This is a genomic window from Mesorhizobium zhangyense (assembly GCF_011045115.1).
In the GTDB taxonomy this organism is placed as follows: domain Bacteria; phylum Pseudomonadota; class Alphaproteobacteria; order Rhizobiales; family Rhizobiaceae; genus Mesorhizobium_M; species Mesorhizobium_M zhangyense.
The window spans coordinates 317,080-340,299 of sequence record NZ_JAAKZG010000005.1; the positions used below are offsets into that span (position 1 = coordinate 317,080).

The window sequence follows — 23,220 nt, forward strand, 5'->3', positions numbered from 1 at the left end:
GAGGCGGGCACCGCAGCTCCTAAGGTTTCAGGGCAAGACGCTCCAGCAGAAACCTCGCGACGCGCTCGCGGGCGGTTTGCGCCTGATGGCCCGGTCGAATGAAGAAATCGTGCCGGGCGCCGTCGTAGATATCGAGAATAGCAGTCTCGCCCAAGGCAGCCGCCGTCCTTTGCAGGTTGTGTCCGGTCGACAGCGGAAACACCTGATCGGCGCTCCCCCATATCAACAGGAGCGGCGGGATCGACCGCACCTGGCCTGCATGGCTTTCGGGAAAACCGCCATCGACCAGCACAAGGGCGCTTACGCCGGAAGCATTTGCGGCAGTCGCTGCGGCAACATTCGCGCCAAGCGATATGCCGAGCAAACCTATTTTGTCGCCGTATAGGGGGTCCCTCCTCAGAAACGCGACGACGGCTCGAACCGATGAGATCCAATCCGGAAGGCGTTTGTCGTAATATCGCTTGCGCGCCGATACGCCGCCGGCCTGCTCGATCGTGTCAATGTCTTCCCGCGTCAGATAGTGCACGAGAAAGACATCCATTCCTGCCGCCTGGAACTTGCGCGCGAGCTCGCCATAGGCAGGCGCGGCCAATCCCCGGCTTCCGCTGAGCAGGATTATCGCAGGTCGCGTCGATCCGCCGGCTGCGCCATATTTTTCGACAAGGACATTGCCTGCCGGCGTCGGGATTTTCGTTTTCTGAGGCGGCGTTTCGGCTGCAAAGGCGGTGACGCATGCCAGCATCAGCCATGCGAGGAGAAGTGGCCCTCGCAAAAAACGGAACAGTGCTGCGCTCATGCGGTCGGTATCCGGTCCTGCCATGAAAAAGGCCCCGCTTGCGGGGCCTTTGAATCCATCGATTGCGGGCTGATATGCCTTGCAATCAGGGACGGTCGTCTTCGTCCTCGTCGGGGGTCTTGGACTTCAGCGCCGAGAGCTTGGCGAAGACGGCGTTGGCGTCGAGTTCCTTGTCCTCGTCGGCCACGGCTTCGACCCTCGGCTCCAGCCTTTCGGTCATCGAAGCCGGCAGCAGCGTGTCGCCGGTAGGCGCGGCCGCCGGGCGGCCGCTGGAGGCGCGCTGCACTTCGATGTCGAGGTCGATCTGCGAGCACAGGCCCAGCGTCACCGGGTCCATCGGCTGCAGGCTGGCGGAGTTCCAGTGCTTGCGCTCGCGGATCTGCTCGATGGTCGCCTTGGTCGTGCCGACGAGGCGCGATACCTGTGCGTCCTTCAGCTCGGGATGGTTGCGCACCAGCCACAGAATGGCGTTGGGGCGGTCCTGGCGCTTGGACAGCGGCGTGTAGCGCGGCCCCTTGCGCTTGCTCTCGGGCACCCGCACCTTCGGCTCGGAAAGCTTCAGGCGATGGTTGGGGTCCTTCACGCCGCGGGCGATCTCTTCGCGGGTGAGCTGGCCGGTCATGATCGGGTCCATGCCCTTGATGCCCTGCGCGGACTCGCCATCGGCGATCGCCTTCACTTCGAGCGGATGCAGGCCGCAGAACTGGGCGATCTGCTCGAAGGAAAGCGCTGTATTGTCGACCAGCCAGACTGCGGTCGCCTTGGGCATCAGAAGCGTGTTGGCCATCAGATAATATCCTCTCGTTCGCCCGCGTCCCTTGTGCGCGGGCGGTGGTTCAGACCACCGGAATTGGGAAATTCGAGGCGTATATAACCTTGTTCGCGGCCGGGAGCAAGAAAACTTCGCATCGGCCTTCGATGACGGTTCGTTGTCATCGAACTGTCACGCCTCCGTCATCGCGCTGAAATATCGATCGCCCAAAGCAGCATGGAAACATCAACCAGGAGAGGTCCATGATGCCCCGTCACTCCCGCCTTTTGATACTCACGGCGGCACTTGCCGCTTCGGTCTCGTTGCCGGCCCATGCCGACAGTTTCTTCAACCGCGTCGCCTCCTTCCCGGTCGCCTCGAACCTGCCTTCCGACATTGACCAGAAATCACCGACCTCGTCGGAAATCATCAAGGCGAGCGAAGACGGCAAGACGCTGGTCTATTCCGACAGCCCGCTCGGCGCGGTCGGCTTCGTCGACATTTCCGACGCCAAAGCACCGAAGGCCGGCGGCATCGTCAAGATCGATGGCGAGCCGACCTCCGTCGTCTTCGCCGGCACGAAAGTGCTCGCCGGCGTCAACACCTCCGAGAGCAAGGCCAAGCCTTCGGGCAACCTCACCGTCATCGATGCCGCCACCAGGAAGATCGAAGCCACCTGCGACCTCGGCGGCCAGCCCGATTCCGTCGCCGTCAGCAAGGACGGCAAGTTCGCGGCCATCGCCATCGAAAACGAGCGCGACGAGGAGCTGAACGATGGCGAGCTGCCGCAGCTTCCGGCCGGCTTCCTGAAGATCGTTTCGCTGAAGGACGGCACGCCCGACTGCGCCACCATCAAGACCGTCGATATGACCGGCCTGTCGGAAATCGCCCCGGAAGACCCGGAGCCGGAATTCGTCGACTTCAACGACGCCAATGAAATCGCCGTCACGCTGCAGGAAAACAACCACATCGCCATCGTCGATGCCGAGACCGGCAAGGTCACGGCGCATTTCTCCGCCGGCACGGTCGATCTCGAAGGCATCGACACCGAGAAGGACGGCGCGCTGAACTTCACCGGCAGCATGAAGGGCGTGGCTCGCGAGCCCGACGCCATCAAGTGGCTCGACAACGACCGTTTCGTCATCGCCAATGAAGGCGACTACAAGGGCGGTTCGCGCTCCTTCACCATCTTCGACAAGACCGGCAAGGTGCTCTACGAATCCGGCCCGTCGCTCGAAATGAAGATCGCCGCCGCCGGCCATTACCCGGAAAAGCGCAACAAGAAGGGCGTCGAGCTGGAAGGCGCTGAAGTCGCCAAATTCGGCGACGCGCAGTACATCTTCATCGCCAGCGAGCGCGCCTCGATGATCGCCGTCTACAAGGACACCGGCGCCGAGCCGGAATTCGTCCAGCTGCTGCCCTCGGGCATCGGCCCGGAAGGTCTGGTCGCCATCCCCTCGCGCAACCTGCTCGTCACCGCCAACGAGACCGATCTGGTCGAGGATGGCGGCGTGCGCTCGCATGTCATGGTCTATGAAATGGGCGAAGGCCCGGCCGCCTACCCAATGATCGTTTCCAGCACCGCCGAAGACGGCAAGCCGATCGGCTGGGGCGCGCTCTCCGGCCTCGCCGCCGACCCCAGGGAAGCCGGCAAGCTTTATGCCGTGTCGGATTCGGTCTACCGCTCGCAGCCGTCGATCTTCACCATCGACGCCACCAAGACACCTGCTGTCATCACCAACAAGCTGGTCGTCACTCGCGACGGCGCGCCGGCCCAGAAGCTCGACATCGAAGGTATCGCGTCGGACGGCGATGACGGTTTCTGGCTGGCCTCGGAAGGCGATGCCGCCAAGCTGACGGCAAACGCGATCTACAAGGTCAACGCCAAGGGCGAGATCAAGCAGGAAATCCCGCTTCCCGCCGAACTCCTCGGCAAGGACGGCCGCTTCGGCTATGAAGGCATCACCACCATCGGCGAGGGCGACGACCTGACACTGGTCATGGCCGTGCAGCGTGAATGGGCCGACGATCCGAAAGACCAGGTCAAGCTGCTCGCCTACAAGCCAAAGGCCAAGGAATGGTCGGGCGTGCGCTACCCGCTCGAAAAGACCGAAAAGGGCTGGGTAGGCCTGTCGGAAATCACCGCCCATGACGGCAAGCTCTACATCATCGAGCGCGACAACCTGATCGGCGCGGAAGCCAGGCTGAAGAGCGTCCAGTCCGTTTCGCTCGACGCCTTCAAGCCGGCCAAGCTCGACGGCGAGCTGCCGCTGGTCGAAAAGACGCTGGTGCGCGACCTCGTGCCCGACCTGAAGGCCGCCACCAACGGCTATGTCGTCGACAAGGTCGAAGGTTTTGCCATCGACGCCAATGGCGACGCCTATGTCGTCACCGACAATGACGGCGTCGACGACTCCTCGGGCGAAACCCTGTTCCTGCGCCTGGGCAATATCGCGGCGATCAACTGATTGCGGAAACTTAGCCGGCAACGAAACGGCCGCGGCGAAAGCTGCGGCCGTTTTTGTTGGATACGGCAGGCCACGCGCTCATGCTACGTTGGCCATTAGGCGTTGCCCTGATGCATCGAAGAGATTGCGGCCAATGGCGCGGGCCGTGTCCAGATGAGAACTCATATCCTGCGTTTCCGATGGCAGCAGGAGTTCGGACGTTACCACCCTAGCGCCGCAATAGTCGAAGATGCCATGATCGATCTGCGTCTTCATCGCGCCGAAATAGCCATGTCGCGCATAGGTTCGCAGGTTGGCGCCTCCGATGGCGACCAGATGAACTTTCAGATGGCGAAGCTTCTTTGCCGGCTTGGTGTCCGGGCCTTCGTCGTAGGCCCAGCCGTTTGTGAACACGCGGTCGATCCATCCCTTGAGAAGCCCCGGCATCGACCACCAGTAGACCGGATAGACCAGGACAAGTGCGTCTGCGCGATCGATCCTCGCCTGCTCGGCGGCAATGTCCGCAGAGATCGGCGTCTGCCTGAGGTGAACCGCGATATCGGTCGCGCTGAACCTCGGATCGAAAGCTTCCGCCGAAAGGTCGGCAATTTCGAAGGAATTGCCGGGGCCGGACAGGGACAAGCCCTCGGCGACATGCGCGACGACGCTATGGGTGAGCGATTTGGGATCGGGATGCGCGACGACGATGAGCGCGTGCATGTTGAAAGCTCCGGCTGAATGATTGCAGTTGATGAATGAGGCTTATATACTTTTAGTAAGTTACTTTTGGTATATAGCGATGTCAAGCACCAAAACGAATGAACAGGGTTCCAACTCGCCGCCGCGTCGTCGCCTGTCGCGGGAGGATCGGCATCGCCAGCTTCTGGATGTTGCATGGCGGGTGGTTCGGGAAGAGGGAACGGACGCCTTGACGCTTGGGTGGCTCGCCGAGCGGGCGAATGTCACGAAGCCGGTCGTGTACGATCATTTCGGTACGCGCAACGGGCTGCTGGCGGTGCTCTATCGGGAATACGATGCACGCCAAACAGCGCTCATGGACGCCGCACTTCAGGCAAGCGAGCCGAATTTGGCGAGCAGGGCCGGGGTTATCGCATCGTCCTATGTCGACTGCGTGCTTCTCCAGGGGCGCGAGATACCTGGAGTGACCGCGGCGCTGGCGGGTTCGCCAGAACTCGAAAAGATCAAACGCGACTATCAGGCGGCATTCATCGAGAAATGCCGCGTCGCGCTCAGTCCGTTCGCGGGCGGTCGTGCCGTTGCGTCGGCTGGTCTCTGGGCGATGCTCGGGGCGGCCGAGGCGCTGTCCAATGCTGCCGCTACCGGAGAAATCACCGCCGCGCAGGCGCAGGACGAGCTTTTCGAGACGATTATCGCAATGGTCGGCAGAAGTGCGCGGTGACAATTTTCATGTCGCCAAGCCGGCCCAAGCCAAGAACGACAAAACCCGCCGGACAGGGTCCGGCGGGCTCGGAACCGGCGGGATGAACAATCCCTACTAGGCCGGCTCTGCTTTCGATCGCGTTAGATCGAGGTGCGGGCGATGCTTGCGATGTTGCCACGGTTGATGCCGAGATCGCCAAGCTGGCGATCGGTAAGACGGCTCAGTTCGCGGACGGTTTCGCTGTAGCGGCGCCAGTTACGGAAAGTGCGGATCGGGTTCATGGTAGCCTCCATTGTTTCGGTAACCTGTAGATGGGAATGCCCCGATCCGACTTGAACAGACGCTTTTGCATGGCGGGAATGCATTTATTGCATTGCAACATAAATCTCTGGTAACAGGTCTCGACCCTAAACTCGGTTGCGGCCATTTTTATTTGCCTTGCACCAAAGAAAGGGCGGATTAACCATTAATCGTCACAAAGAATGGTGGTTTGGACGCTGACCGCGTCTTGAGTTGGGTGGGTGGACGTGGCGAATAGTCTTTTGCTTCTGGCCGAGGCGGTTCTTTATTTCGGTGTCATGGCAGCGTTGTTTCGCCTGCGCGCCCGCGTCGGCCTCGGCCTGTTCGTCTGCGCGCTCGGCGTCATGCATTTCCTCGAGACCTATCTGGCCAGCGTCTTCTACATCGAATTGCCCTTCGGCATGGTTTCGCCCGGCTCCACCGTGATGTTCTCCGGCAAGCTGGTGATGCTTCTGCTGCTCTACATGAAGGAGGATGCCGCCACCGTCAGGCAGCCGATCTACGGCCTTCTCATCGGCAATTTCCTGATGGTCGGCCTCGGCCTCATACTGCGCCAGCATCAGGTGGCCGATCTTCCCACCGGCCAGTCGCCCGACATCGGTTTCCTCGATGAAATGGGCTGGCTGATGGTCTGGGGCACGACGCTGCTCTTTATAGACGCCATCGCCATCATTCTTCTCTACGAGCGGCTTGGGCGCAGCCTGGGCCAGCATCTGTTCGCGCGCATCGCCGTCAGCGTCTGCCTCGTGCTCACCTTCGACCAGCTCGGCTTCTATTCGGTGCTGCACATCGTCACCGGCGCGCCGCCCTCGGTGCTGGTTGGCGGCTGGATCGCCAAGATGGGCGCCGGCCTCGTCTTCAGCGCCATGACGGTCGGCTATCTCCGCTGGTTCGAGCGGCCGAGCCTGCGCCCCCAGCGCGGTCTGTCGGACGTTTTCGAGACGCTGACCTATCGCGAGCGCTACGAAAAACTGGTCGAATTCGCCGGGCGCGACAGCCTCACCGGCCTTCTTCACCGCGGCCGCTTCGAGACCATGGGCGAGCAGGCCGTGACGGCGAGCGTCAAGACCGGTACGCCGCTGACGCTGCTGATCGTCGATGTCGATCACTTCAAATCCATCAACGATCGCTTCGGCCATGCCGAGGGCGACCGCGTGCTGAAATGGATCGCCGAAAACCTGACCGGCGCGGTGCGCGTGCAGGATCATGTCTTCCGCATCGGTGGCGAGGAATTCGCCATCCTGTGCCCGCTGCCGCACAATGTCGCCCGGCTGCTCGGCGAGAACATCCGCCAGTCGATCCGCGCCGCAAGCGAAACGGGTCCCGTCAGCCTCACCGTCAGCATCGGGGTTGCGACGGTCGATGCCGGCAAGACGAGCCTTGGTGAACTCTTCGCAGTGGCCGACAAGCGCCTCTACATGGCCAAGGATGCCGGCCGTGACAGAGTGATGGGGGATGTCGCCGAAGAGGCGATGCCCGCCGGCGTGCGTGCGCCTTCTGCCGGGTCTGCTGCGGGGTAGGGTGTTCGTTGCTGGTGCGCGAGGATACTATTTCGTGCTAGGCGCATAGCCCCCTCTCCGTCTCGGCTTCGCCGAGCCACCTCTCCCCCGCTTCGCAGGGGCGAGGAACCCAAGTCCTGAAGTGTTGCAGCCTCCCAGAACCCAGGTTCCTCGCCCCATGAAATGGGGAGAGGTGGCTCGGCGAAGCCGAGACGGAGAGGGGCCTGCATCCAGAAAAACAAAACGGCCGCGATTCTCATCGCGGCCGTTTGCATGTCTTGCGTCGAACTACGCCGACAGGTTCTTGATCAGCGGCAGCTTGCGGATGGTCTTGCCGGTGGCTGCCCGCAGCGCATTACCGACGGCCGGGCCGATCGGCGGCACGCCGGGTTCGCCGACGCCCGTCGGCGGCTCGGTCGAGGGTACGATATGCACCTCGATGCGCGGCATCTGGTCGATGCGCAGCGGCGTGTAGGTGTCGTAGTTCTCCTGGTCGACGACGCCACCCGTCAGCGTCAGCTCTTCCTGCAGGATCGCGCCGAGCCCGAAGCCGATGCCGCCTTCCATCTGGGCGCGGATCTGGTCCGGGTTGATCGCGGTGCCGCAATCGACGGCGCAGACGACGCGGTCGACGGTGAAGTCGCTGCCGCCCTTGTAGGTGATCTCCACCACTTCGGCGACGAAGGTCGAGAAGCTTTCATGCAGCGCCACGCCACGGAAGCGGCCTTCCGGCAGCGGCTTGTCCCATTCGGCCTTCTCGGCGGCCAGCTTCAGCACGGCGGCATGGCGCGGATGGTTTTCCAGCATCGACAGGCGGAACTCGACCGGGTCGCGGTTGGCAGCGGCGGCGAGTTCGTCGATGAAGGTTTCCATGACATAGGCGGTGTGGGTCGAGCCGACCGAACGCCACCACAGCACCGGGATATTCACGTCGCTCGTCGTCAACTCGATCTTCATGTTCGGGATCGCGTAGGGCAGGTTCGATGCGCCCTCGACCGAGGTCGGGTCGATGCCGTCCTTCATCATTGCCGCAAACGGCGAACCGTTCATGATCGACTGGCCGACGATGTGGTCCTGCAGGGCGACGATCTTGCCGTCCTTGTCGAGCCCGGCCTTGATGGCGTGGACATAGGCCGGACGGTAGCGTCCGCCGCGCATGTCGTTTTCGCGCGTCCACTGCACCTTTACCGGCTTGCCGGGGCCGAGCGCCTTCGCGGTTGCGACCGCCTCAACGATCAGGTCGGCATCGGCGACCGCGCGGCGGCCGAAGCTGCCGCCGGTCTTCATCACATGCAGCTTCACCTTGTCCGGCGTCGTGCCGCCGACCTGGGCTGCTGCCGCCTGATAGATGTCGGGCATCTGGTGGCCGCCCCAGACGTCGATGGTGCCGTCCTCATTGACGCGGGCGACCGCGTTGAGCGGCTCGATCGAAGCGTGGACGAGATAGGGGAACTCGTAATGCCCCTCGACCACCTTGGCGGCACTTGCCAGTGCGCCCGCCGCATCGCCGTCATTGCGGGCGGTGGCTGCTCCGGGGCCGTCGGCTGCCTTGTTGTACTCGGCCATGATCTCGGCGGTGCCGCGGTTCTCGGCCTTCGCCTCGTTCCACTTCACCTCGACCAGATCGCGGCCCTTCATCGCGGTCCACATGTTGGTGCCGACCACGGCGATGCCGCGCGGCGTCTGCACCACATCGACAATGCCGTCGAGCGCCTTGGCCTTGGCGGCATCAAAACTCTCGACCTCGGCGCCGAATTTCGGCGGATGGATCATCACGGCCGTCACCAGCCCATCCATCTTCAGGTCGATCGTGTAAGTCTGGGTGCCGTTGGTCTTGCCGTGCGAATCGTAGCGCTTGAGGCTGTCCGAGCCGATCTGGGTCCATTTTTCACGCGGCTTCAGTTCGACGACTTCGGGGACCGGCAAGGCAGCTGCCGCCTGCGCCAGTTCACCGAAGCTGGCGCGCTTGTCGGTGCCATGCGAGACGACACCGCCGGCGACGGTAATTTCACCCGCCGGCACGTTCCAGGTCTTGGCGGCGGCAGCCACCAGCATGGTCCGCGCCGCAGCGCCCGCCTTGCGGTAGCGTTCCCATGACGAAGTCATGGAGGTGGAGCCGCCGGTGCCCTGCATGGCCCCGCCCCAGGCGAGGTTACCGTAGAGCGCGGTGTTGCCGGCGCCGCCGATGACATCGACCTGCGCCCAGTCACCGTCGAGTTCTTCCATCACCAGCGTGGCGATGCCGAAATAGGAGCCTTGCCCCATCTCGAACTGCGAGGAATGGATGATGATCTTGTTGTCGGGCGTGACCTCGACATAGGCCTGGAACGGATTGGCCGCTGCAGCGGCGGGTGCCGATTGCGCGAGTGCCGGCTCAGTGGCGAGCAGCCGGTAGCCGACGGCGAGACCGGCAGCTGCCGCCGTGCCGATGAGGAACTGGCGGCGCGTCGTCTGAACGGCTTCTTTCTTCATACGAAATTGCAACATGGTCATGCCTCCAGCCGGTGCGCGGCTTCGTGGATCGCGGCGCGGATGCGGTGATAGGTGGCGCAGCGGCAGAGATTGCCGCTCATCGCCGAATCGATGTCGTCGTCGGTGGGTTTCGGCGTCTCGGCCAGAAGGGCGGTTGCCGACATGATCTGGCCGGACTGGCAGTAGCCGCATTGCGGCACGTCCATCTCGGCCCACACGGCCTGCACCGTCTCGCCGACCTTGCCGGACACGCCTTCGATCGTGGTGATCGAGGCGCCTTCGATGTCGCTGACGCTGGTCTGACACGAGCGCGTCGCGGTGCCGTCGATATGGACCGTGCAGGCGCCGCATTGGGCCATGCCGCAGCCGAATTTCGTTCCCGTCAGCCCGATGACGTCGCGGAGCGCCCAGAGCAGAGGCATGTCCGGATCGACGTCGAGCGTTTTGGCTTCACCATTGAGTGTGAAAGCGACCATGGCTTGCTCTCCTTATGTTTGAGCTGGCTATCGCGTAGCATTTTCGCCGGTGGGGAACCGGCGTTATTCGAATTGGGTTGCAACGCCCAACTTATGGCCACGCCGTCACGCCAACAAGCGTTCACGTGCCCAATCGCGAGATCGTGAAGCGAGGCGTCAAAGAACACGGAAAATGTGATCGGCGCCGGCGGGCTCGTGGCGCGCTACTGCCCGTTCACCAGCCGCAGGATGAGCTGGTGGACATTGCCGCCATCGCTCATTTCGACGCGGTCGAAATCGCGGCTGTGCTGGCGTTGCGCCTGCGAAGCGGCCGCCAGCAGCTTCGTCAGCTCGACCCTGATCTTCTTGCAGCCAGGGTCCTTTGGTGCGGAAAAACCGACGCTGAAGGCGACGATCTCCGTCACCATGTCCTTGATGCGCTGGCCATGCACCAGCTCGTGCCTGCGCAGGCCCTCGGCGAAGACGTCCCAGTGCTCCTTCATGGGGCTTGAGAGCTTTGCGGCCGGTTTGGGCAATGTGTAGGTGATCACGAGGTTTGGCTGCGCCGATGCCAGCATGCAGCTGCCGTCGCTTTGCGGACGGTAATCCCTGCGCCAGGTCAGCTTGAAATTGGTGAGGGCAATGGTGCGCCCGACGCTGACCTTGGGTCCGTTCAGGCCGATGGATTCATAAAGCTCGGGCCCGGTTTTGCCCGTGACGCCATAGGTCTGCACCTTTTCGACCGCCTTCCAGTCGGCGCGGGCAAGGGTCGGCAATGCGGCGAGGCCTGCTGCCAGCAAGCAAAAACGGAAAGCTGTCGTCACGCGAATCCCCGCAGTCGAACTTCATTGCGCGACATGCTCTAACATATAGGGAATTGGGGAACAGCCTGATTTCCGGACCCGCAAGGTCGCGGTGACAGCGCCGGCCGGCCGAGACGGAAGAGACTATCTGAGATCGGCGGATGTCAATATGTGCCGGTTCTTGCGATCGCGGGCATAGGCCTTCTGGGCGGCCTCGTAAACGGAAGTGCGGGCCTCGTCGAAAGCCGCAAGAAGCTCGCTTTCGGTGGCCGCTGCCGCCGGCGGGAAAAATGCGCCTGCTTCCATGAAGAAGGCAATCTCGGCCATGCCGTCATAGCCGCTGAAGCGGATGCGCCGGGCGGTGTCGTCATAGCTCCGGCTGCGGTTGGGAAATTGCAATGCCATGGCAATGGACCCTAAAGTAATCGGCTGTTCTCAACGAGCTGCCGCATGCGCCGCAGCGTGCCGTCGCTGTCGGCTCTCTTGCGTCTGGCTGCCGCGTCCTTTTCGTAACGCTTCCACTGCTCGGCCGACATTCTCTGTCCCGGCTCCGGCAGTTTCGTCAGAAACCTCGTTTTCATGACGGGCATCTTCACGACAGGTATCGCGTTCACATCGGGCATCGTTGTCTTTCTTTCGTTAAGGCGCAGCAGTCGAAGGGATCGGCTTCCGCGACGCTCACATCTTGTGCGGCTTGCGCATGAGATCGCTGGTGGCAGCCTTGACCTGTGAGCCGGACGACGTTTCCACCTTCGCCGTCACTTTTTCCTTCTTGGGCTTCCTGGATTCACGATTACTGCGTTGCTGTTTCGCCATGGCGAATATCTCCTTTCACTGCACGGGCTCCTGTGAAACCGGATTGGCCTCGCATGCCTCGATGCTGTCTTCCGTCGTCACGCGCTCGTAACGCTCTTCGTCGTTGCGGATGCGGTATTGAGGCGAATTGTTTCTTTCCGGCAGAGTGCCGGTAATGCGGTAGACCTCCGCCGTCGTCGGTGACAGGCCAAGCCCACCTTTGAGGCGAACCAGCTGGTCGATGACGAAACGATGGTTAGACATGTCCTTGCCCGTTCTTTGTCAGCCGCATGCCAAGCGCATGCGGGGTAGCGATCAGGCTTGTTCCTCGTCCTGGCGCAATGCAGCGTCGAATTCACCGGAATCGATCTGCGGCAAGCGGCTCGAGCGACCGGCAGAGGATATCGCCGGCTGACCCCGCAGCGCGAAAGGCGCCGAGAAGTGCACGATTGAATGCCTGGTGCGTGTCGAGGCCATTGGTCTGCCCTCGCAAAGAAAAACCCGCGCAGCGATCGTTATCGCCGGCTTATATCTATCGGAAATCTGGAAGAGATTGGCGCGCCGAAAATCTTTGCGCCCGCAAAAGCCAAACCTGGCCCAAAAAATCGATGTAATTTTCTTAGTTGTCAATTGAGGTTTAATTGCGGCTTTACATGTTTAAATTTGATTTCGACTTTTTTGGAGTTAAAAATATTTATGAGTTTCCCATGAGTATTTGACGAGAATATAGGAAAACGAACTTTTCGCAGGGTGGAAAAGTTTCATGCCTTTCGGCGCGGTTTTCGTTGTTTTTTAGCTGCGGCTGCGAGCCATCCCTTTGAAAATGTTCGAGGTTCTTTCGGGCGTTTCTGCCGGTTGGAAAGATCTTTTTCCCCACCCCAAACGCTACCCGCATAATCTCGGCGTCGCCCTCACGGGAACGCGGGTCATGAACCGGATGAGCGTGGAGGGGACGGCGTCCGGGCTGGTGGCACTACGGTGGTGCTGCTGGGTGATGAACCCCTAAGCCCGGGTCTTAGCTACGGCTGGCCACGCGAATGTGGAGGCGACTGAGCGGGACAAGAGCGTCGGCGGGCGCATGGCAAGCGTCACATAAACATAAAAAGACAGGCGCAAGCCATGCGTCCGCTTTCCCACTTCATCCCGGCCTCGTTCGAGGCGCGGGCCTGTTCACCATGCCCGGAGTTTCCCCAACGGAGGATTTTTTCGCATGACCGAATTTCCTAACATGCACCGCCGCGCCGCGCGCAAGAGAGCCGAGCCTCGTCCAGCCGTCATGATCGACGGCAAGCCTGCGCCGAAACCGCTGTCCGATGGGCTGGTGCTTGCCTGGAGCATCGCTGCTTCGCTGGAGGGTGCGCATTTCCGTTGCCAGCGGCGCGAGTGCCGCATCGCCGGGCGCTGCTGCTCGGCTTCGGGGGTGAGCAAGGCTACGCTGTGCGACGTGCCCTTGCCGGAGAGTGCGGAGAAACTGGTGGTCGGCATGATCCTGTTCGCGCATAGGCTGGCGAGCGGGAAGCGGTGAGGAGCGCCGGCGTCTTCTCCCCCCTCGAGGGGGAGATGGCGCAAAGCGCCAGAGGGGGTCGTTCATGCAGCACTCGGCGCAAAAGGAACGTCGAGCACTGCCGCAGCGACCCCACCCGACGGCTTCGCCGCCACCCTCCCCTCAAGGGGGAGGGAAACGCCGCGTTACCCCACATCCAGCACAATCTTGCCGATATGCTCGCCTTCCTCCATGCGCTCATGGGCGCGCCAGGCGTCGGTCAGGGGGAAGATCATGTCCATCACCGGGGCGACGCGGCGGCTGGCGAGAAGCGGCCAGACCTGCGCTTCCAGGCCGGCGGCGATCTGCGCCTTCACTTCGATCGGGCGGGGCCGCATGGTCGAGCCGGTATGGGTGAGCCGCTTGACCATCAGCTTGGAAAAGTCGGCGCTCGCCACCGCGCCGCCCTGCGTGGCGATCTGGACGATGCGGCCTTCGACGGCGGCTGCACTGTAGTTGCGGGCGACATAATCGCCGCCGACCATGTCGAGGATGACGTTGGCGCCGCGCCCCTCGGTCGCTTCCTTGACCGCTTCAACGAAATCCTCCTCGCGGTAGTTCACGGCGCGGTCGGCGCCGAGCTTCAGGCAGGCTTCGCATTTCTCGGCGCTGCCGGCTGTGGTGATGACATAGGCGCCGAAGGCCGAGGCAAGCTGGATCGCTGTAGTGCCGATGCCCGAGGAGCCACCATGGACCAGCAGCGTCTCGCCGGCCTTCAGCCCGCCGCGCTCGAACACATTGTGCCAAACGGTGAAGAAGGTTTCGGGCAGGGCGGCTGCTTCCGAGAAGGTGAAGCCGGCGGGCACAGGCAGCGTGTTGGTTTCGTGAACCTTGGCGTATTCGGCATAGCCGCCGCCGGGCGTCAGGGCGCAGACACGGTCACCGACGCGCCAGCGCGTCACGCCCTCGCCAAGGGCCGCCACTTCGCCCGCCACTTCGAGGCCGGGCAGGTCGGAGGCGCCGGGCGGCGGCGGATAGGCGCCCTTGCGCTGCTGCACGTCGGGCCGGTTGACGCCGGCAGCCTTGACGCGGATCAGGATTTCTCCCGCTTCCGGCTTGGGCACATCGCGCCTTTCGGCCTTCAGCACCAGCGGGCCGCCGGGCGTCGAGATCGCCACCGCCGTCATCTTGTCCGGAATTGCCGCCTTGTTCGCCATTTTTGTCTCCCTTCCCACCGGTGTGGTGTCGGCCTACGTTCTTGCCCGTCCTTATGGAGCGTGTCGCCACGACAGGCAAATGCGCAAACCGTCGAACCGAGGCTTCCAATTCGTCACGGCTGCCCTAAGCTCTTGTTCCGACGTATGATCCTGCCCGAAGAAGTCGGGCTTTCGGATCAAGCAACAGGGAGATGCAATCATGGCGATCTTCGAGGACGAGCCGAAAAAGCCGGCGAGCGCGCATGTGCTCGGGCAGGATCTTTCGCTGCTGTCGGTGTCGGACCTGTCGGAGCGAATCAGTCTGCTCCAGGCCGAGATAGTGCGGCTGGAGGCCGAGCTGAAGACGAAGGATGCCACCAAGAATGCAGCGGAGGCACTGTTTCGGCTGAAATAGTCGAAAGATGTCGTAAGCACGCCGTCGAAAAACCCGATTATCGGTATTTTCAGGTGGCGGAAAGCAAAGCCGGGGAGACGCATGTTCGCAGCCTACAGACCGATCCTCTCGCTCCTGCGCGGCACGGCGTTTCTTCTGGCGGCATCGGGGCTTCACGGCCTGCTCCTCCCCTTGCGCGGGCAGGAAGAAGGGTTTTCCACCGCCGCCCTCGGCCTGATGGGCACGGCCTGGGCCGGCGGGTTCGTCGCCGGCTGCTTCTTTGCGCCGCGACTCGTTCGAAGGGCCGGGCATGTGCGGGCCTTCGGGGCGTTCGCCGCCTCGGGCGCGATCGTCGCACTGCTCACCGGGCTGATGATCGACGAGTATATCTGGATCCTGCTGCGCGCCTTCACCGGCTTCACCATGGCCGGCGCCTTCATGGTCATCGAAAGCTGGCTCAACGAGAAAGCCACCAACGAGAACCGCGGCACCGTCTTCGGTCTCTACATGATGGTCACCTATGCCTCGATCATGGCCGGCCAGATGATCGTCGCCTTCGGCGACGTGAAATCGGCCTCGCTGTTCATGGTCGCCGGCATCTTTTTCTGCCTGTCGCTGATCCCGACCGCCGTCTCGACCGCCTCGACGCCGCAGCCCTTGCAGGATGTCTCGCTCGACCTGAAAGGGCTCTACGCCAACTCGCCGGTGTCCTGCGTCGGCTGTTTCCTCACCGGCGTCGCCAATGGCGCCTGGGGCACGCTGGGTGCGGTCTATGGCGCGCGAATCGGCATTTCGACACCCGAGATCGCGCTGATGATGAGCATTGTCGTGGTTGCGGGTGCTGCGATGCAGCTGCCGATGGGCCGCATTTCCGACAAGACCGACCGGCGTTTCGTGCTGGCGGCGGCGGGCTTCGCGTGTGCGATCGTCGGCGTGCTGATTTTCCTGACCGGGCCACGCTCAGGCGTATTGGTCATCACCATGACGGCTGCCTACGGCGCTTTCGCCTACACGCTCTATTCGTTGGCGGTGGCGCATGCCAACGACCACGCCAAGCCGGAGGATTTCGTCAAGGTGTCGGGCGGCCTGCTGCTGCTCTACGGCTTCGGCACGATGATCGGCCCGATCATCGGTGCCGCTTTGATGGGCTATCTCACCCCGGAGAGCCTGTTCCTGGCCACAGCGCTCGCGCATTTCTCGCTCGCCGGCTACACGTTGCTGCGCATCAGCCGCCGCGCGCCGGTGCCGGTGGAAGATCGCGAGGCCTTCAAGACGCTGCCGTCCGAGCGCGGCGTGACCCCGGAAGCCGGCAGGCTCGATCCGCGCACGCCGCCGGAACCGGCAGAATAACAAGGCAGTTGAGATTGGCGGCGGATTACCGCACAAATAGGGAATGATCCTTTCCGATGCGTTCCTGGCCATTGCGGATCCCAACCGGCGTCACCTCCTGGAGGAGTTGCGGCGCGGCCCCAAGACGGTCGGCGAACTGGCGTCCGGATTACCCGTCTCCCGCCCCGCCGTATCGCAGCATCTGAAAGTCCTGCTCGACGCCGGCCTGGTCAATGCAACGGCCGAAGGCACCAGGCGGGTCTATGCCGTCAGCGCCGGCGGCTTTTTGCAGCTAAACGTCTGGCTCGATCAGTTCTGGGAAGCCTGACGAGCGGTGTCGTCGCTTCGGCCTGTGAATGGCGGGTTGTGAATAGCGGGGAAATCTCGACCTGAATCAGGATCGGTCCGAAGGCGTGAAGCGTCTTTCGGAGGCTCCAAACAAACAGAGCGGCCATGCTCCATCTGGTCGCAGGCCGCTCTGGATTTCTGGCAGGGATAAAAAAACCTACTGACCCGGCGGCTAACCGCACCGCCGGCGGAAGAACGCGCAGAGCGCGCGTCTATGCAAAACTGATTTTAGTGGGTGGTCGGGTTTGCCTTCAGTTTTTCAATCTCGTCCTTGAGTGCCAGCTTGCGCCGCTTCAGATTCACGATTTCGAGGTCGTCCACCGATGGATGGTTCAGCGCTGTGTCGATTTCGCGCTCGATGTCGCCGTGCTTCCGCTGCAACTCTTCAAGATGGTTGGCAAGAGACATGATTGGAGCTCCCTTTCATGGTTTCCTCGATTGCGCCACACACGGATCCTCCGCAGGGCCCGTACTGTGACGGCACGATGACAGTGTGCCACCATCTCGCTTGCGTGTCGAATGTGCCGTGGTAGCATTTCCTGAAAGATTGAAATGTGCTATGGGCTGCGCGCCGGAAGGAATTGCACTTCCGATCATGCCTACGGGTGCTTTCGGGCACCCGAAATTCTGCAGACGGTGGACATGTCAGATCAGGAACAGACTGAGATTCGTCTCGAGTTTGCAAAGCTTAAGCAGGAACACGCCGATTTCGACGCGGCGATCAACGCGATGATCGCGATGGCCTGTGATCCGCTGCAGATTCAGCGCATGAAAAAGAAGAAGCTGCTGCTGAAAGACCGGCTGTCGCAGCTGGAAGACAAAATGATTCCCGACATCATCGCCTAGCGGCGAGGCCACTTCTCATCGCAAGGCTGCTTGCCGGACGCCGTTCATTTCGCTAATCGGCTGGCAGAAATTTCTATCGAGCCTGTTTCCAGCAAAGCAGAGGCCAGAGATTTGAGCACAGTGCGCGCCGACGTCGCCATCATCATGGGAAGCCAGTCCGACTGGGCAACCATGCGCCACGCCGCCGAGACGCTGGAAGCGCTCGGCATTGCGCATGACACGCGCATCGTGTCGGCGCATCGCACGCCGCAGCGGCTCTACGATTTCGCCAAGGGCGCCAAGGCCGAAGGGTTCAAGATCGTGATTGCAGGCGCTGGGGGTGCAGCGCATCTTCCCGGCATGACGGCGGCTTTGACGTCGCTGCCGGTGTTCGGCGTGCCGGTCGAATCGAAGGCGCTATCGGGGCAGGATTCGCTGCTGTCGATCGTGCAGATGCCGGCTGGCATACCGGTCGGAACGCTGGCCATCGGCAAATCCGGCGCGGTCAACGCGGCCCTGCTGGCCGCTGCCGTGCTCGCGCTTGGCGATGACAAACTCGCGGAGCGCCTGGATGCCTGGCGCGCCGAGCAGACCGCCAAGGTCGCGGACCATCCCATGGACGAGGCATGAGCGGACCTCTGCCCGCCGGCTCGACGATCGGCATTATCGGTGGCGGCCAGCTCGGCCGCATGCTGGCGATGGCTGCCGCCCGCCTCGGCTATCGCACGGTGATCCTCGAGCCGCAGGCCGATTGTCCGGCATCGCAGGTGGCCAACAGCCAGATCGTGGCCGCCTATGACGACAGCGCAGCGCTTGCCGAACTGGCTCGCGCAAGCGCGGTCGTGACCTACGAGTTCGAAAACGTTCCGGTTTCCGCCGCCGAATTTCTTGCGCGTTCGGTGCCGGTTTTTCCGCCGGCCCGTGCGCTTGAGGTGTCGCAGGACCGCGTGGTGGAAAAAAGCTTTCTCAACGGCATCGGCATTCCAACCGCTGATTTTCGTGCCATCGACAGTGACGAAGACCTTGGCGCGGCGCTCGACGCCTTCGGCGGTGCCGGCGTGCTGAAGACCCGGCGCATGGGCTATGACGGCAAGGGCCAGCGCCTGTTCCGCAACGCCGCGCCGGATGGCGCCAACGGCTCTTATACCGCGATGGGCAGCGTGCCGCTGATCCTGGAAGCCTTCGTGAGTTTCGACCGCGAGATTTCCGTTATCGCGGCGCGCGGCCGTGACGGGGCGCTTTCGGCCTATGACCCCGCCGAGAATGTTCATAGCAGCGGCATCCTGCACAGCTCGACCGTGCCGGCGACGATCTCGCCGCAGACCGCCCGGAGTGCCACCGAAGCCGCCTTCGCCATTCTCGAGGCCCTCGACTATGTCGGCGTCATCGGCGTCGAATTCTTCGTGCTTCCAAACGGCTCGCTGCTCGTCAACGAGATCGCGCCGCGTGTCCACAATTCGGGCCACTGGACGGAAGCGGCCTGTGCCAACTCGCAGTTCGAGCAGCACATTCGTGCAATCGCCGGACTGCCGCTCGGCTCTGCCGCGCGACATTCGGATTGCGTGATGGAAAACCTCATCGGCGACGAGGTCGAGCGCGCCGAGAGCCTGCTCGCCGAGCCGGAAGTGGTGTTGCATCTCTATGGCAAGGCGGAAGCCCGCCCCGGCCGCAAGATGGGTCATTTCACCCGGTTGATGCGCTAATTTACCGGACAGGCCCCTGCCGGAGGTTGACATCGGCAAACCATCTCGTCTAAGAGCCAGCTACAAATTTGGGGCGCGCTGTTGGCGCGCTTTTTGATTAGGCCTTCGGGCCCCATTCGACAGGCAAGACCATGAAGATCAAGAATTCGCTCAAGGCCCTCAAGGGCCGTCACCGCGACAACCAGCTGGTTCGCCGCAAGGGCCGCGTCTATATCATCAACAAGACTGCCCCGCGTTACAAGGCTCGCCAGGGCTGAGTGGCCGACCCGGGAAGCATGGCTTTTCGGGGATGACCGGTTCAAGGCCCAGGCCTTCACGCGAAATTCAGTTTGACGTTCCGATGCGAGGGGATAGATTCTCTCGCATGCGGAACGTTTTTGCGTTTTTTCTTACCTTTGCTCTGGCCGGTGCCTTCGTGCCGGTGGTTCACGCACAGCAGACCGGACCGGCGACAAGCACGCAGGTTGTCGCAAAGCCCGATCGGCTCGACGCGCTGTTCGGCGAGTTGAAGCGCGAGCGCAACGAGCGCGCCGCACAGCGTATCGCCCAGCGTATCCGCGAGGAATGGAACAGGTCCGGCAGCGCCTCCATCGACCTGATGATGCAGTGGTCGCAAAAGGCGATGGAAGAGCAGAAGTTCGACATCGCGCTCGATTTCCTCGATCAGGTCGTCACGCTCGATCCCTCATATTCCGAAGGCTGGAACCGCCGCGCCACGGTGCATTTCATGATGCAGAACTTCGGCAAGTCGATGTCTGACATCAACCAGACCTTGCGGCTGGAGCCGCGCCATTTCGGCGCGCTGGCCGGCATGGCGCAGATCATGAAGGAGAGGGGCAACAAGCAGTTGGCGCTCAATGCCTGGCAGCGCGTGCTCGATATCTATCCGATGATGCGCAGCGCCCAGAACGAGGTTTCCACGCTTTCGGAAGAGCTGGCCGGTGAAGGCATCTGATGCATCGGCCCGCCGGCGATGCTGATTTTCCAGTACCCGTTTTCCACACCGCTCGTCGAACAATCCTGAAATGAACCTCCTCTACGCCGCCGCTGCCTTTCTGCTTGCGCTTCTCTTGATAATGGTCGGCGTGACGCGCGTTGGCTCGTGGCTGGTCGAACGCCGAAACCCGCCGGTGGGAAGTTTTGTCGACATCGACGGCGCGCGCATCCATTACGTCCATGTGCCGGGGCCAGAGAAACCGGACCTGCCGCCAATCGTCTTCATTCATGGTGCCAGCGCCAATCTGAACGATCAGATGGTGCCGCTGCGGCCGTTGCTCGAAGGGCGTGCCGAAATGCTGTTTTTCGACCGGCCGGGCCATGGCTGGTCGAGCCGGGGGTCGGGAAACAACGAGAACCCTAGCGCGCAGGCCGATACGATCGCGAAGCTGATGGACCGGCTCGGGATCAAGCAAGCGATCATCGTCGGCCATTCCTTCGGCGGTGCGGCCACCACCGCACTCGGCCTCGAACATCCCGACAAGGTGCGTGGCCTGGTGTTTCTGTCGGCGGCGACCCATCCATGGCCGGGTGGAGCAACGTCCTGGTACTACAGCCTGACATCGGTTCCGGTGATCGGCCGGCTGTTTGCCGAAACCGTCACCACGCCAGCCGGGCTGATGCAGCTCAATGGTGCCACGACCTGCGTCTTCGCACCCAACAAGGTGCCGGACGATTATGTGAAAAGGGCGTCGATCCCGCTGGTGCTGCGTCCGAGCGCCTTCCGCGCCAATGCCATCGATGTCGAGGGCCTCTATCGCTACGCCCTGGCCACCGCACCGCGCTACAGGGAGATCAAGGCGCCGACGGTCGTGATCTCGGGCGATCGCGATACGGTGGTTTACGAGGAAATCCATTCCGTCGGGCTTGCCCGCGACATTCCGAATTCGGAACTCGTTTGGGTCCACAATCTCGGCCACAAGCCGGACTGGATCGCTCCTGATCTGGTTGTTGCGGCCATCGAAAAACTTGCCGGCAAGCCTGTCGATCTACAGGCCACCGCTCGGGCTGTGGAGGCACGCATCGCCGGCGACGCCTATGGCGCGGGCTGCATCGACGAGACGGTTATGGACGGTGAACTCGCGCCGGAGTAACCGGCGCGCTTCACAGGGTCAGCGAGTGGCGCTCAAGCGCCGCCGCGGCCCTCGGCGCCGATATAGGCGATGCGCAGCATATTGGTCGCGCCCGGCGTGCGCAGCGGCACGCCTGCCGTGATGATGACGCGGTCGCCCGGCCGGCCGAAATTTTCCTCGAAGGCGATGCGGCAGGCGCGATCGACCATGTCGTCGAGGTCGAAGGCATCTTCGGTGACGACGCAATGCGTGCCCCACACCAGCGAAAGCCGGCGCGCGGTTTCGACCACTGGCGAAAGAGCAATGATCGGCACTTGCGGCCGTTCACGCGCGGCGCGCAGGCCGGTCGTGCCGGAGGCCGTGTAGGTGATGATTGCCGAAAGCTTCAGCGTTTCTGCGATCTGGCGCGAGGCCAGCGAAATGGCGTCGGCTCCCGTCGCTTCGGGCTCGGAGCGCTGGGCGTTGATGATGCCGGGATAGGTCGGGTCCTGCTCGACCCGCTCGGCGATGCGGTTCATCATCGACACGGCTTCGACTGGATATTCGCCGGCCGCAGATTCGGCCGACAGCATGATCGCATCGGCGCCTTCGAACACGGCGATCGATACGTCGGACACTTCGGCGCGGGTCGGGACGGGGGCTGAGATCATCGATTCCAGCATCTGGGTGGCGACGACCACCGGCTTGCCGGCGCGGCGGGCTGCGCGCGTGATCTGTTTCTGGATGCCGGGCACGGATTCGAGCGGCATTTCCACGCCGAGGTCGCCACGCGCCACCATCAGCGCGTCGGAGAGTTCGATGATCTCGGCCAGCCGCGCCACGGCCTGCGGCTTTTCGATCTTCGACATCAGGAGCGCGCGGCCGCGAGCGATCTTGCGCGCCTCGGCAAGATCCTCGGGCCGCTGGATAAAGGACAGCGCGACCCAGTCGACCCCGGTCGCCAGGACGGCGTCGAGATCGGCACGATCCTTCTCGGTCAGTGCGCCGACCGGCAGTTCGGTGTCGGGCAGGCTGACGCCCTTGCGGTCGGAGATGCCTTTGCCGGCAATCACTGTGCAGACGATGGACTTTCCATCGCATTTGACGGCCTTCAGCTCCAGCTTGCCGTCGTCGATCAGCAGGCGGTGTCCCGGCTGGACCGAGGCAAGAATCTCGGGATGCGGCAGGTGGACGCGCTTGGCGTCGCCCGGCGCGGGATTGTCGTCGAGCGTGAATTCCTGACCGAGTTCAAGCGTTTCCTTACCGTTGGCGAATTTGCCGACACGCAGCTTCGGCCCCTGCAGGTCGGCCAGAATGCCGATCGGCCGGCCAAGTTCGGTCTCTACCGCGCGAATGCGGCGGACAAGTTCGCGCATGAGCGGGTGGTCGGTGTGGCTCATATTGATGCGGAAGACATCCGCGCCTGCCTCGAAAAGCTTTCGGATCATCTCCTCGGAAGAGGAGGCTGGTCCGATCGTTGCGAGGATTTTTACCTTGCGGCTACGTCTCATGGAGAATTCGTTCCCGTGACGGCTGCTGCACCGCCCGTTGCGGGCTCGTCGGTCAGCTGGACCATCCAGCTTGCCTGCTCGCCCGTGTCATATTCCTGGAAGCCCGCGCGCTGGAATCCGCGGGCGACGCAATCGGTCACGCCCGCAATCTTGAATTCCTTTTCGGCGACGCACATGTTGATCGGACCGTCCCAGCGCCCACCGCGCTCGGCGTCTTCTGCATAAAGATAGTAAAACCGTGATGACAAAGGACCCTCGATCAGCGTCTTGCAGGTCGAACCTTCGATATGCCACCAGCCTTCGGTGACCCAGCCGGCCTTGGCGCGATAGCCGATGCCGACGCCGATCAGGCTCTGCGTGGCGTTGCAGACCCGGAAATCGGCGCGCGCATCGCTTGCGGTGGCAATTGAAAATACCGGGATGGCGAGGAAAAGAAGCAGCGCGGTCCATGCAGAACGCATGCGCGATGCCCCGGCGAAATCCATCCTCGAACCCCTCTTGTCTGCTGTCAGCATTGTTGGATGCCCCTTTTCGGAAAAGTCCGTGCGCATGTCAACGCGCCCAAGCACGTCAATCCAATCGATTTAAGTGGCTTCATGTCGCATCCTTGATCGCTCTCGCATGATTTCTGCCAGAACATTGACCAAACAACGACATTGCACC

28 protein-coding genes are annotated in these 23,220 nt (G+C 62.6%); 13 read left to right on the top strand and 15 right to left on the bottom strand.

The features are described 5' to 3' along the window. Positions 1-19: 19 nt before the first annotated feature. Complete coding sequence (locus tag G6N74_RS14315; RefSeq protein WP_165118408.1) at positions 20-820, bottom strand: dienelactone hydrolase family protein; 801 nt, start codon at positions 818-820, stop codon at positions 20-22. Positions 821-881: 61 nt separating this feature from the next. Next, entirely contained in the window at positions 882-1,583 is a 702-nt protein-coding gene (locus G6N74_RS14320; protein ID WP_165118410.1) for a DUF1013 domain-containing protein, read from the bottom strand. Positions 1,584-1,813: 230 nt separating this feature from the next. Here G6N74_RS14320 and G6N74_RS14325 point away from each other — a divergent pair, with 230 nt between their 5' ends. After that, on the top strand, positions 1,814-4,015 hold the full coding sequence (locus G6N74_RS14325; protein WP_165118864.1) for an esterase-like activity of phytase family protein: 2,202 nt from the start codon (positions 1,814-1,816) through the stop codon (positions 4,013-4,015). 78 nt (positions 4,016-4,093) lie between these two features. On the opposite strand, the gene G6N74_RS14330 is transcribed toward G6N74_RS14325, so the two are convergent. Beyond that, positions 4,094-4,714: an NAD(P)H-dependent oxidoreductase gene (locus G6N74_RS14330; RefSeq protein ID WP_165118412.1), complete on the bottom strand. Its 621-nt coding sequence runs from the start codon at positions 4,712-4,714 to the stop codon at positions 4,094-4,096. Positions 4,715-4,793: 79 nt separating this feature from the next. Between G6N74_RS14330 and G6N74_RS14335 the strand changes: the two genes are divergently transcribed. Further along, the gene (locus tag G6N74_RS14335) at positions 4,794-5,414 is read left to right on the top strand and encodes a TetR/AcrR family transcriptional regulator (protein WP_165118414.1); all 621 of its coding nucleotides are present in this window, start codon (positions 4,794-4,796) and stop codon (positions 5,412-5,414) included. A 122-nt stretch (positions 5,415-5,536) separates the two neighbouring features. Here G6N74_RS14335 and G6N74_RS14340 read toward each other — a convergent pair whose 3' ends face one another. Further along, positions 5,537-5,677 carry a DUF1127 domain-containing protein gene (locus G6N74_RS14340; RefSeq protein WP_165118416.1) on the bottom strand — a complete coding sequence of 47 codons (141 nt, stop codon included), beginning with the start codon at positions 5,675-5,677 and terminating at the stop codon, positions 5,537-5,539. Between the two features lie 246 nt (positions 5,678-5,923). Between G6N74_RS14340 and G6N74_RS14345 the strand changes: the two genes are divergently transcribed. Beyond that, positions 5,924-7,216, top strand: coding sequence for a GGDEF domain-containing protein (locus G6N74_RS14345; protein WP_312857874.1), 1,293 nt, complete (start codon positions 5,924-5,926; stop codon positions 7,214-7,216). Between the two features lie 267 nt (positions 7,217-7,483). Here the strand turns inward: G6N74_RS14345 and G6N74_RS14350 are convergent, their stop codons facing one another. From G6N74_RS14350 to G6N74_RS14380, 7 genes are all read right to left on the bottom strand, one after another. Beyond that, positions 7,484-9,682, bottom strand: a complete 2,199-nt coding sequence (locus G6N74_RS14350) for a xanthine dehydrogenase family protein molybdopterin-binding subunit (RefSeq protein WP_165118420.1) — start codon at positions 9,680-9,682, stop codon at positions 7,484-7,486. 2 nt (positions 9,683-9,684) lie between these two features. After that, a complete protein-coding gene (locus G6N74_RS14355) occupies positions 9,685-10,143 on the bottom strand; it encodes a (2Fe-2S)-binding protein (protein WP_165118422.1) in 459 nt (152 codons plus the stop codon). A 203-nt stretch (positions 10,144-10,346) separates the two neighbouring features. Beyond that, a complete protein-coding gene (locus tag G6N74_RS14360; protein WP_165118424.1) occupies positions 10,347-10,946 on the bottom strand; it encodes a DUF922 domain-containing Zn-dependent protease in 600 nt (199 codons plus the stop codon). Positions 10,947-11,069: 123 nt separating this feature from the next. Further along, positions 11,070-11,330 carry a DUF1488 family protein gene (locus G6N74_RS14365; RefSeq protein WP_165118426.1) on the bottom strand — a complete coding sequence of 87 codons (261 nt, stop codon included), beginning with the start codon at positions 11,328-11,330 and terminating at the stop codon, positions 11,070-11,072. Between the two features lie 11 nt (positions 11,331-11,341). Further along, the gene (locus G6N74_RS14370) at positions 11,342-11,548 is read right to left on the bottom strand and encodes a hypothetical protein (protein WP_165118428.1); all 207 of its coding nucleotides are present in this window, start codon (positions 11,546-11,548) and stop codon (positions 11,342-11,344) included. Between the two features lie 55 nt (positions 11,549-11,603). Further along, a complete protein-coding gene (locus G6N74_RS14375) occupies positions 11,604-11,741 on the bottom strand; it encodes a hypothetical protein (protein WP_165118430.1) in 138 nt (45 codons plus the stop codon). Positions 11,742-11,756: 15 nt separating this feature from the next. Beyond that, entirely contained in the window at positions 11,757-11,984 is a 228-nt protein-coding gene (locus tag G6N74_RS14380) for a hypothetical protein (protein ID WP_165118432.1), read from the bottom strand. A 946-nt stretch (positions 11,985-12,930) separates the two neighbouring features. Between G6N74_RS14380 and G6N74_RS14385 the strand changes: the two genes are divergently transcribed. Beyond that, a complete protein-coding gene (locus G6N74_RS14385) occupies positions 12,931-13,245 on the top strand; it encodes a hypothetical protein (protein ID WP_165118434.1) in 315 nt (104 codons plus the stop codon). 164 nt (positions 13,246-13,409) lie between these two features. Here G6N74_RS14385 and G6N74_RS14390 read toward each other — a convergent pair whose 3' ends face one another. Further along, positions 13,410-14,390, bottom strand: a complete 981-nt coding sequence (locus G6N74_RS14390) for an NAD(P)H-quinone oxidoreductase (RefSeq protein WP_376767717.1) — start codon at positions 14,388-14,390, stop codon at positions 13,410-13,412. A 229-nt stretch (positions 14,391-14,619) separates the two neighbouring features. Between G6N74_RS14390 and G6N74_RS14395 the strand changes: the two genes are divergently transcribed. The 3 genes from G6N74_RS14395 (at position 14,620) to G6N74_RS14405 (ending at position 16,450) form a co-directional block, all read left to right on the top strand. Continuing rightward, a complete protein-coding gene (locus G6N74_RS14395) occupies positions 14,620-14,814 on the top strand; it encodes a DUF1192 family protein (RefSeq protein WP_165118438.1) in 195 nt (64 codons plus the stop codon). Positions 14,815-14,895: 81 nt separating this feature from the next. Beyond that, a complete protein-coding gene (locus G6N74_RS14400) occupies positions 14,896-16,143 on the top strand; it encodes an MFS transporter (RefSeq protein ID WP_165118440.1) in 1,248 nt (415 codons plus the stop codon). A gap of 43 nt (positions 16,144-16,186) precedes the next feature. Further along, on the top strand, positions 16,187-16,450 hold the full coding sequence (locus G6N74_RS14405) for an ArsR/SmtB family transcription factor (RefSeq protein ID WP_091909381.1): 264 nt from the start codon (positions 16,187-16,189) through the stop codon (positions 16,448-16,450). Positions 16,451-16,698: 248 nt separating this feature from the next. On the opposite strand, the gene G6N74_RS14410 is transcribed toward G6N74_RS14405, so the two are convergent. Beyond that, on the bottom strand, positions 16,699-16,878 hold the full coding sequence (locus G6N74_RS14410) for a YdcH family protein (protein ID WP_091909384.1): 180 nt from the start codon (positions 16,876-16,878) through the stop codon (positions 16,699-16,701). Positions 16,879-17,112: 234 nt separating this feature from the next. On the opposite strand from G6N74_RS14410, the gene G6N74_RS14415 reads away from it, so the two are divergent. The 6 genes from G6N74_RS14415 (at position 17,113) to G6N74_RS14440 (ending at position 21,088) form a co-directional block, all read left to right on the top strand. Further along, the gene (locus G6N74_RS14415) at positions 17,113-17,316 is read left to right on the top strand and encodes a YdcH family protein (protein WP_165118442.1); all 204 of its coding nucleotides are present in this window, start codon (positions 17,113-17,115) and stop codon (positions 17,314-17,316) included. A 144-nt stretch (positions 17,317-17,460) separates the two neighbouring features. Next, positions 17,461-17,925, top strand: a complete 465-nt coding sequence (gene purE / locus G6N74_RS14420; protein WP_376767718.1) for a 5-(carboxyamino)imidazole ribonucleotide mutase — start codon at positions 17,461-17,463, stop codon at positions 17,923-17,925. Continuing rightward, positions 17,922-18,998 carry a 5-(carboxyamino)imidazole ribonucleotide synthase gene (locus tag G6N74_RS14425; RefSeq protein ID WP_165118446.1) on the top strand — a complete coding sequence of 359 codons (1,077 nt, stop codon included), beginning with the start codon at positions 17,922-17,924 and terminating at the stop codon, positions 18,996-18,998. The genes purE and G6N74_RS14425 overlap by 4 nt, the downstream gene beginning before the upstream one ends. Positions 18,999-19,129: 131 nt before the next feature. Further along, on the top strand, positions 19,130-19,255 hold the full coding sequence (gene ykgO / locus G6N74_RS14430) for a type B 50S ribosomal protein L36 (RefSeq protein WP_047568381.1): 126 nt from the start codon (positions 19,130-19,132) through the stop codon (positions 19,253-19,255). A 107-nt stretch (positions 19,256-19,362) separates the two neighbouring features. Further along, positions 19,363-19,953 (top strand): tetratricopeptide repeat protein, encoded by a 591-nt coding sequence (locus G6N74_RS14435; protein WP_165118448.1) that lies wholly within the window; start codon positions 19,363-19,365, stop codon positions 19,951-19,953. A 70-nt stretch (positions 19,954-20,023) separates the two neighbouring features. Beyond that, positions 20,024-21,088, top strand: a complete 1,065-nt coding sequence (locus G6N74_RS14440) for an alpha/beta fold hydrolase (RefSeq protein WP_165118450.1) — start codon at positions 20,024-20,026, stop codon at positions 21,086-21,088. A 32-nt stretch (positions 21,089-21,120) separates the two neighbouring features. Here G6N74_RS14440 and pyk read toward each other — a convergent pair whose 3' ends face one another. After that, positions 21,121-22,557 (bottom strand): pyruvate kinase, encoded by a 1,437-nt coding sequence (gene pyk / locus G6N74_RS14445; RefSeq protein ID WP_091909401.1) that lies wholly within the window; start codon positions 22,555-22,557, stop codon positions 21,121-21,123. Beyond that, positions 22,554-23,108, bottom strand: coding sequence for a DUF1036 domain-containing protein (locus G6N74_RS14450; protein ID WP_165118452.1), 555 nt, complete (start codon positions 23,106-23,108; stop codon positions 22,554-22,556). The genes pyk and G6N74_RS14450 overlap by 4 nt, the downstream gene beginning before the upstream one ends. Positions 23,109-23,220 lie beyond the last annotated feature (112 nt).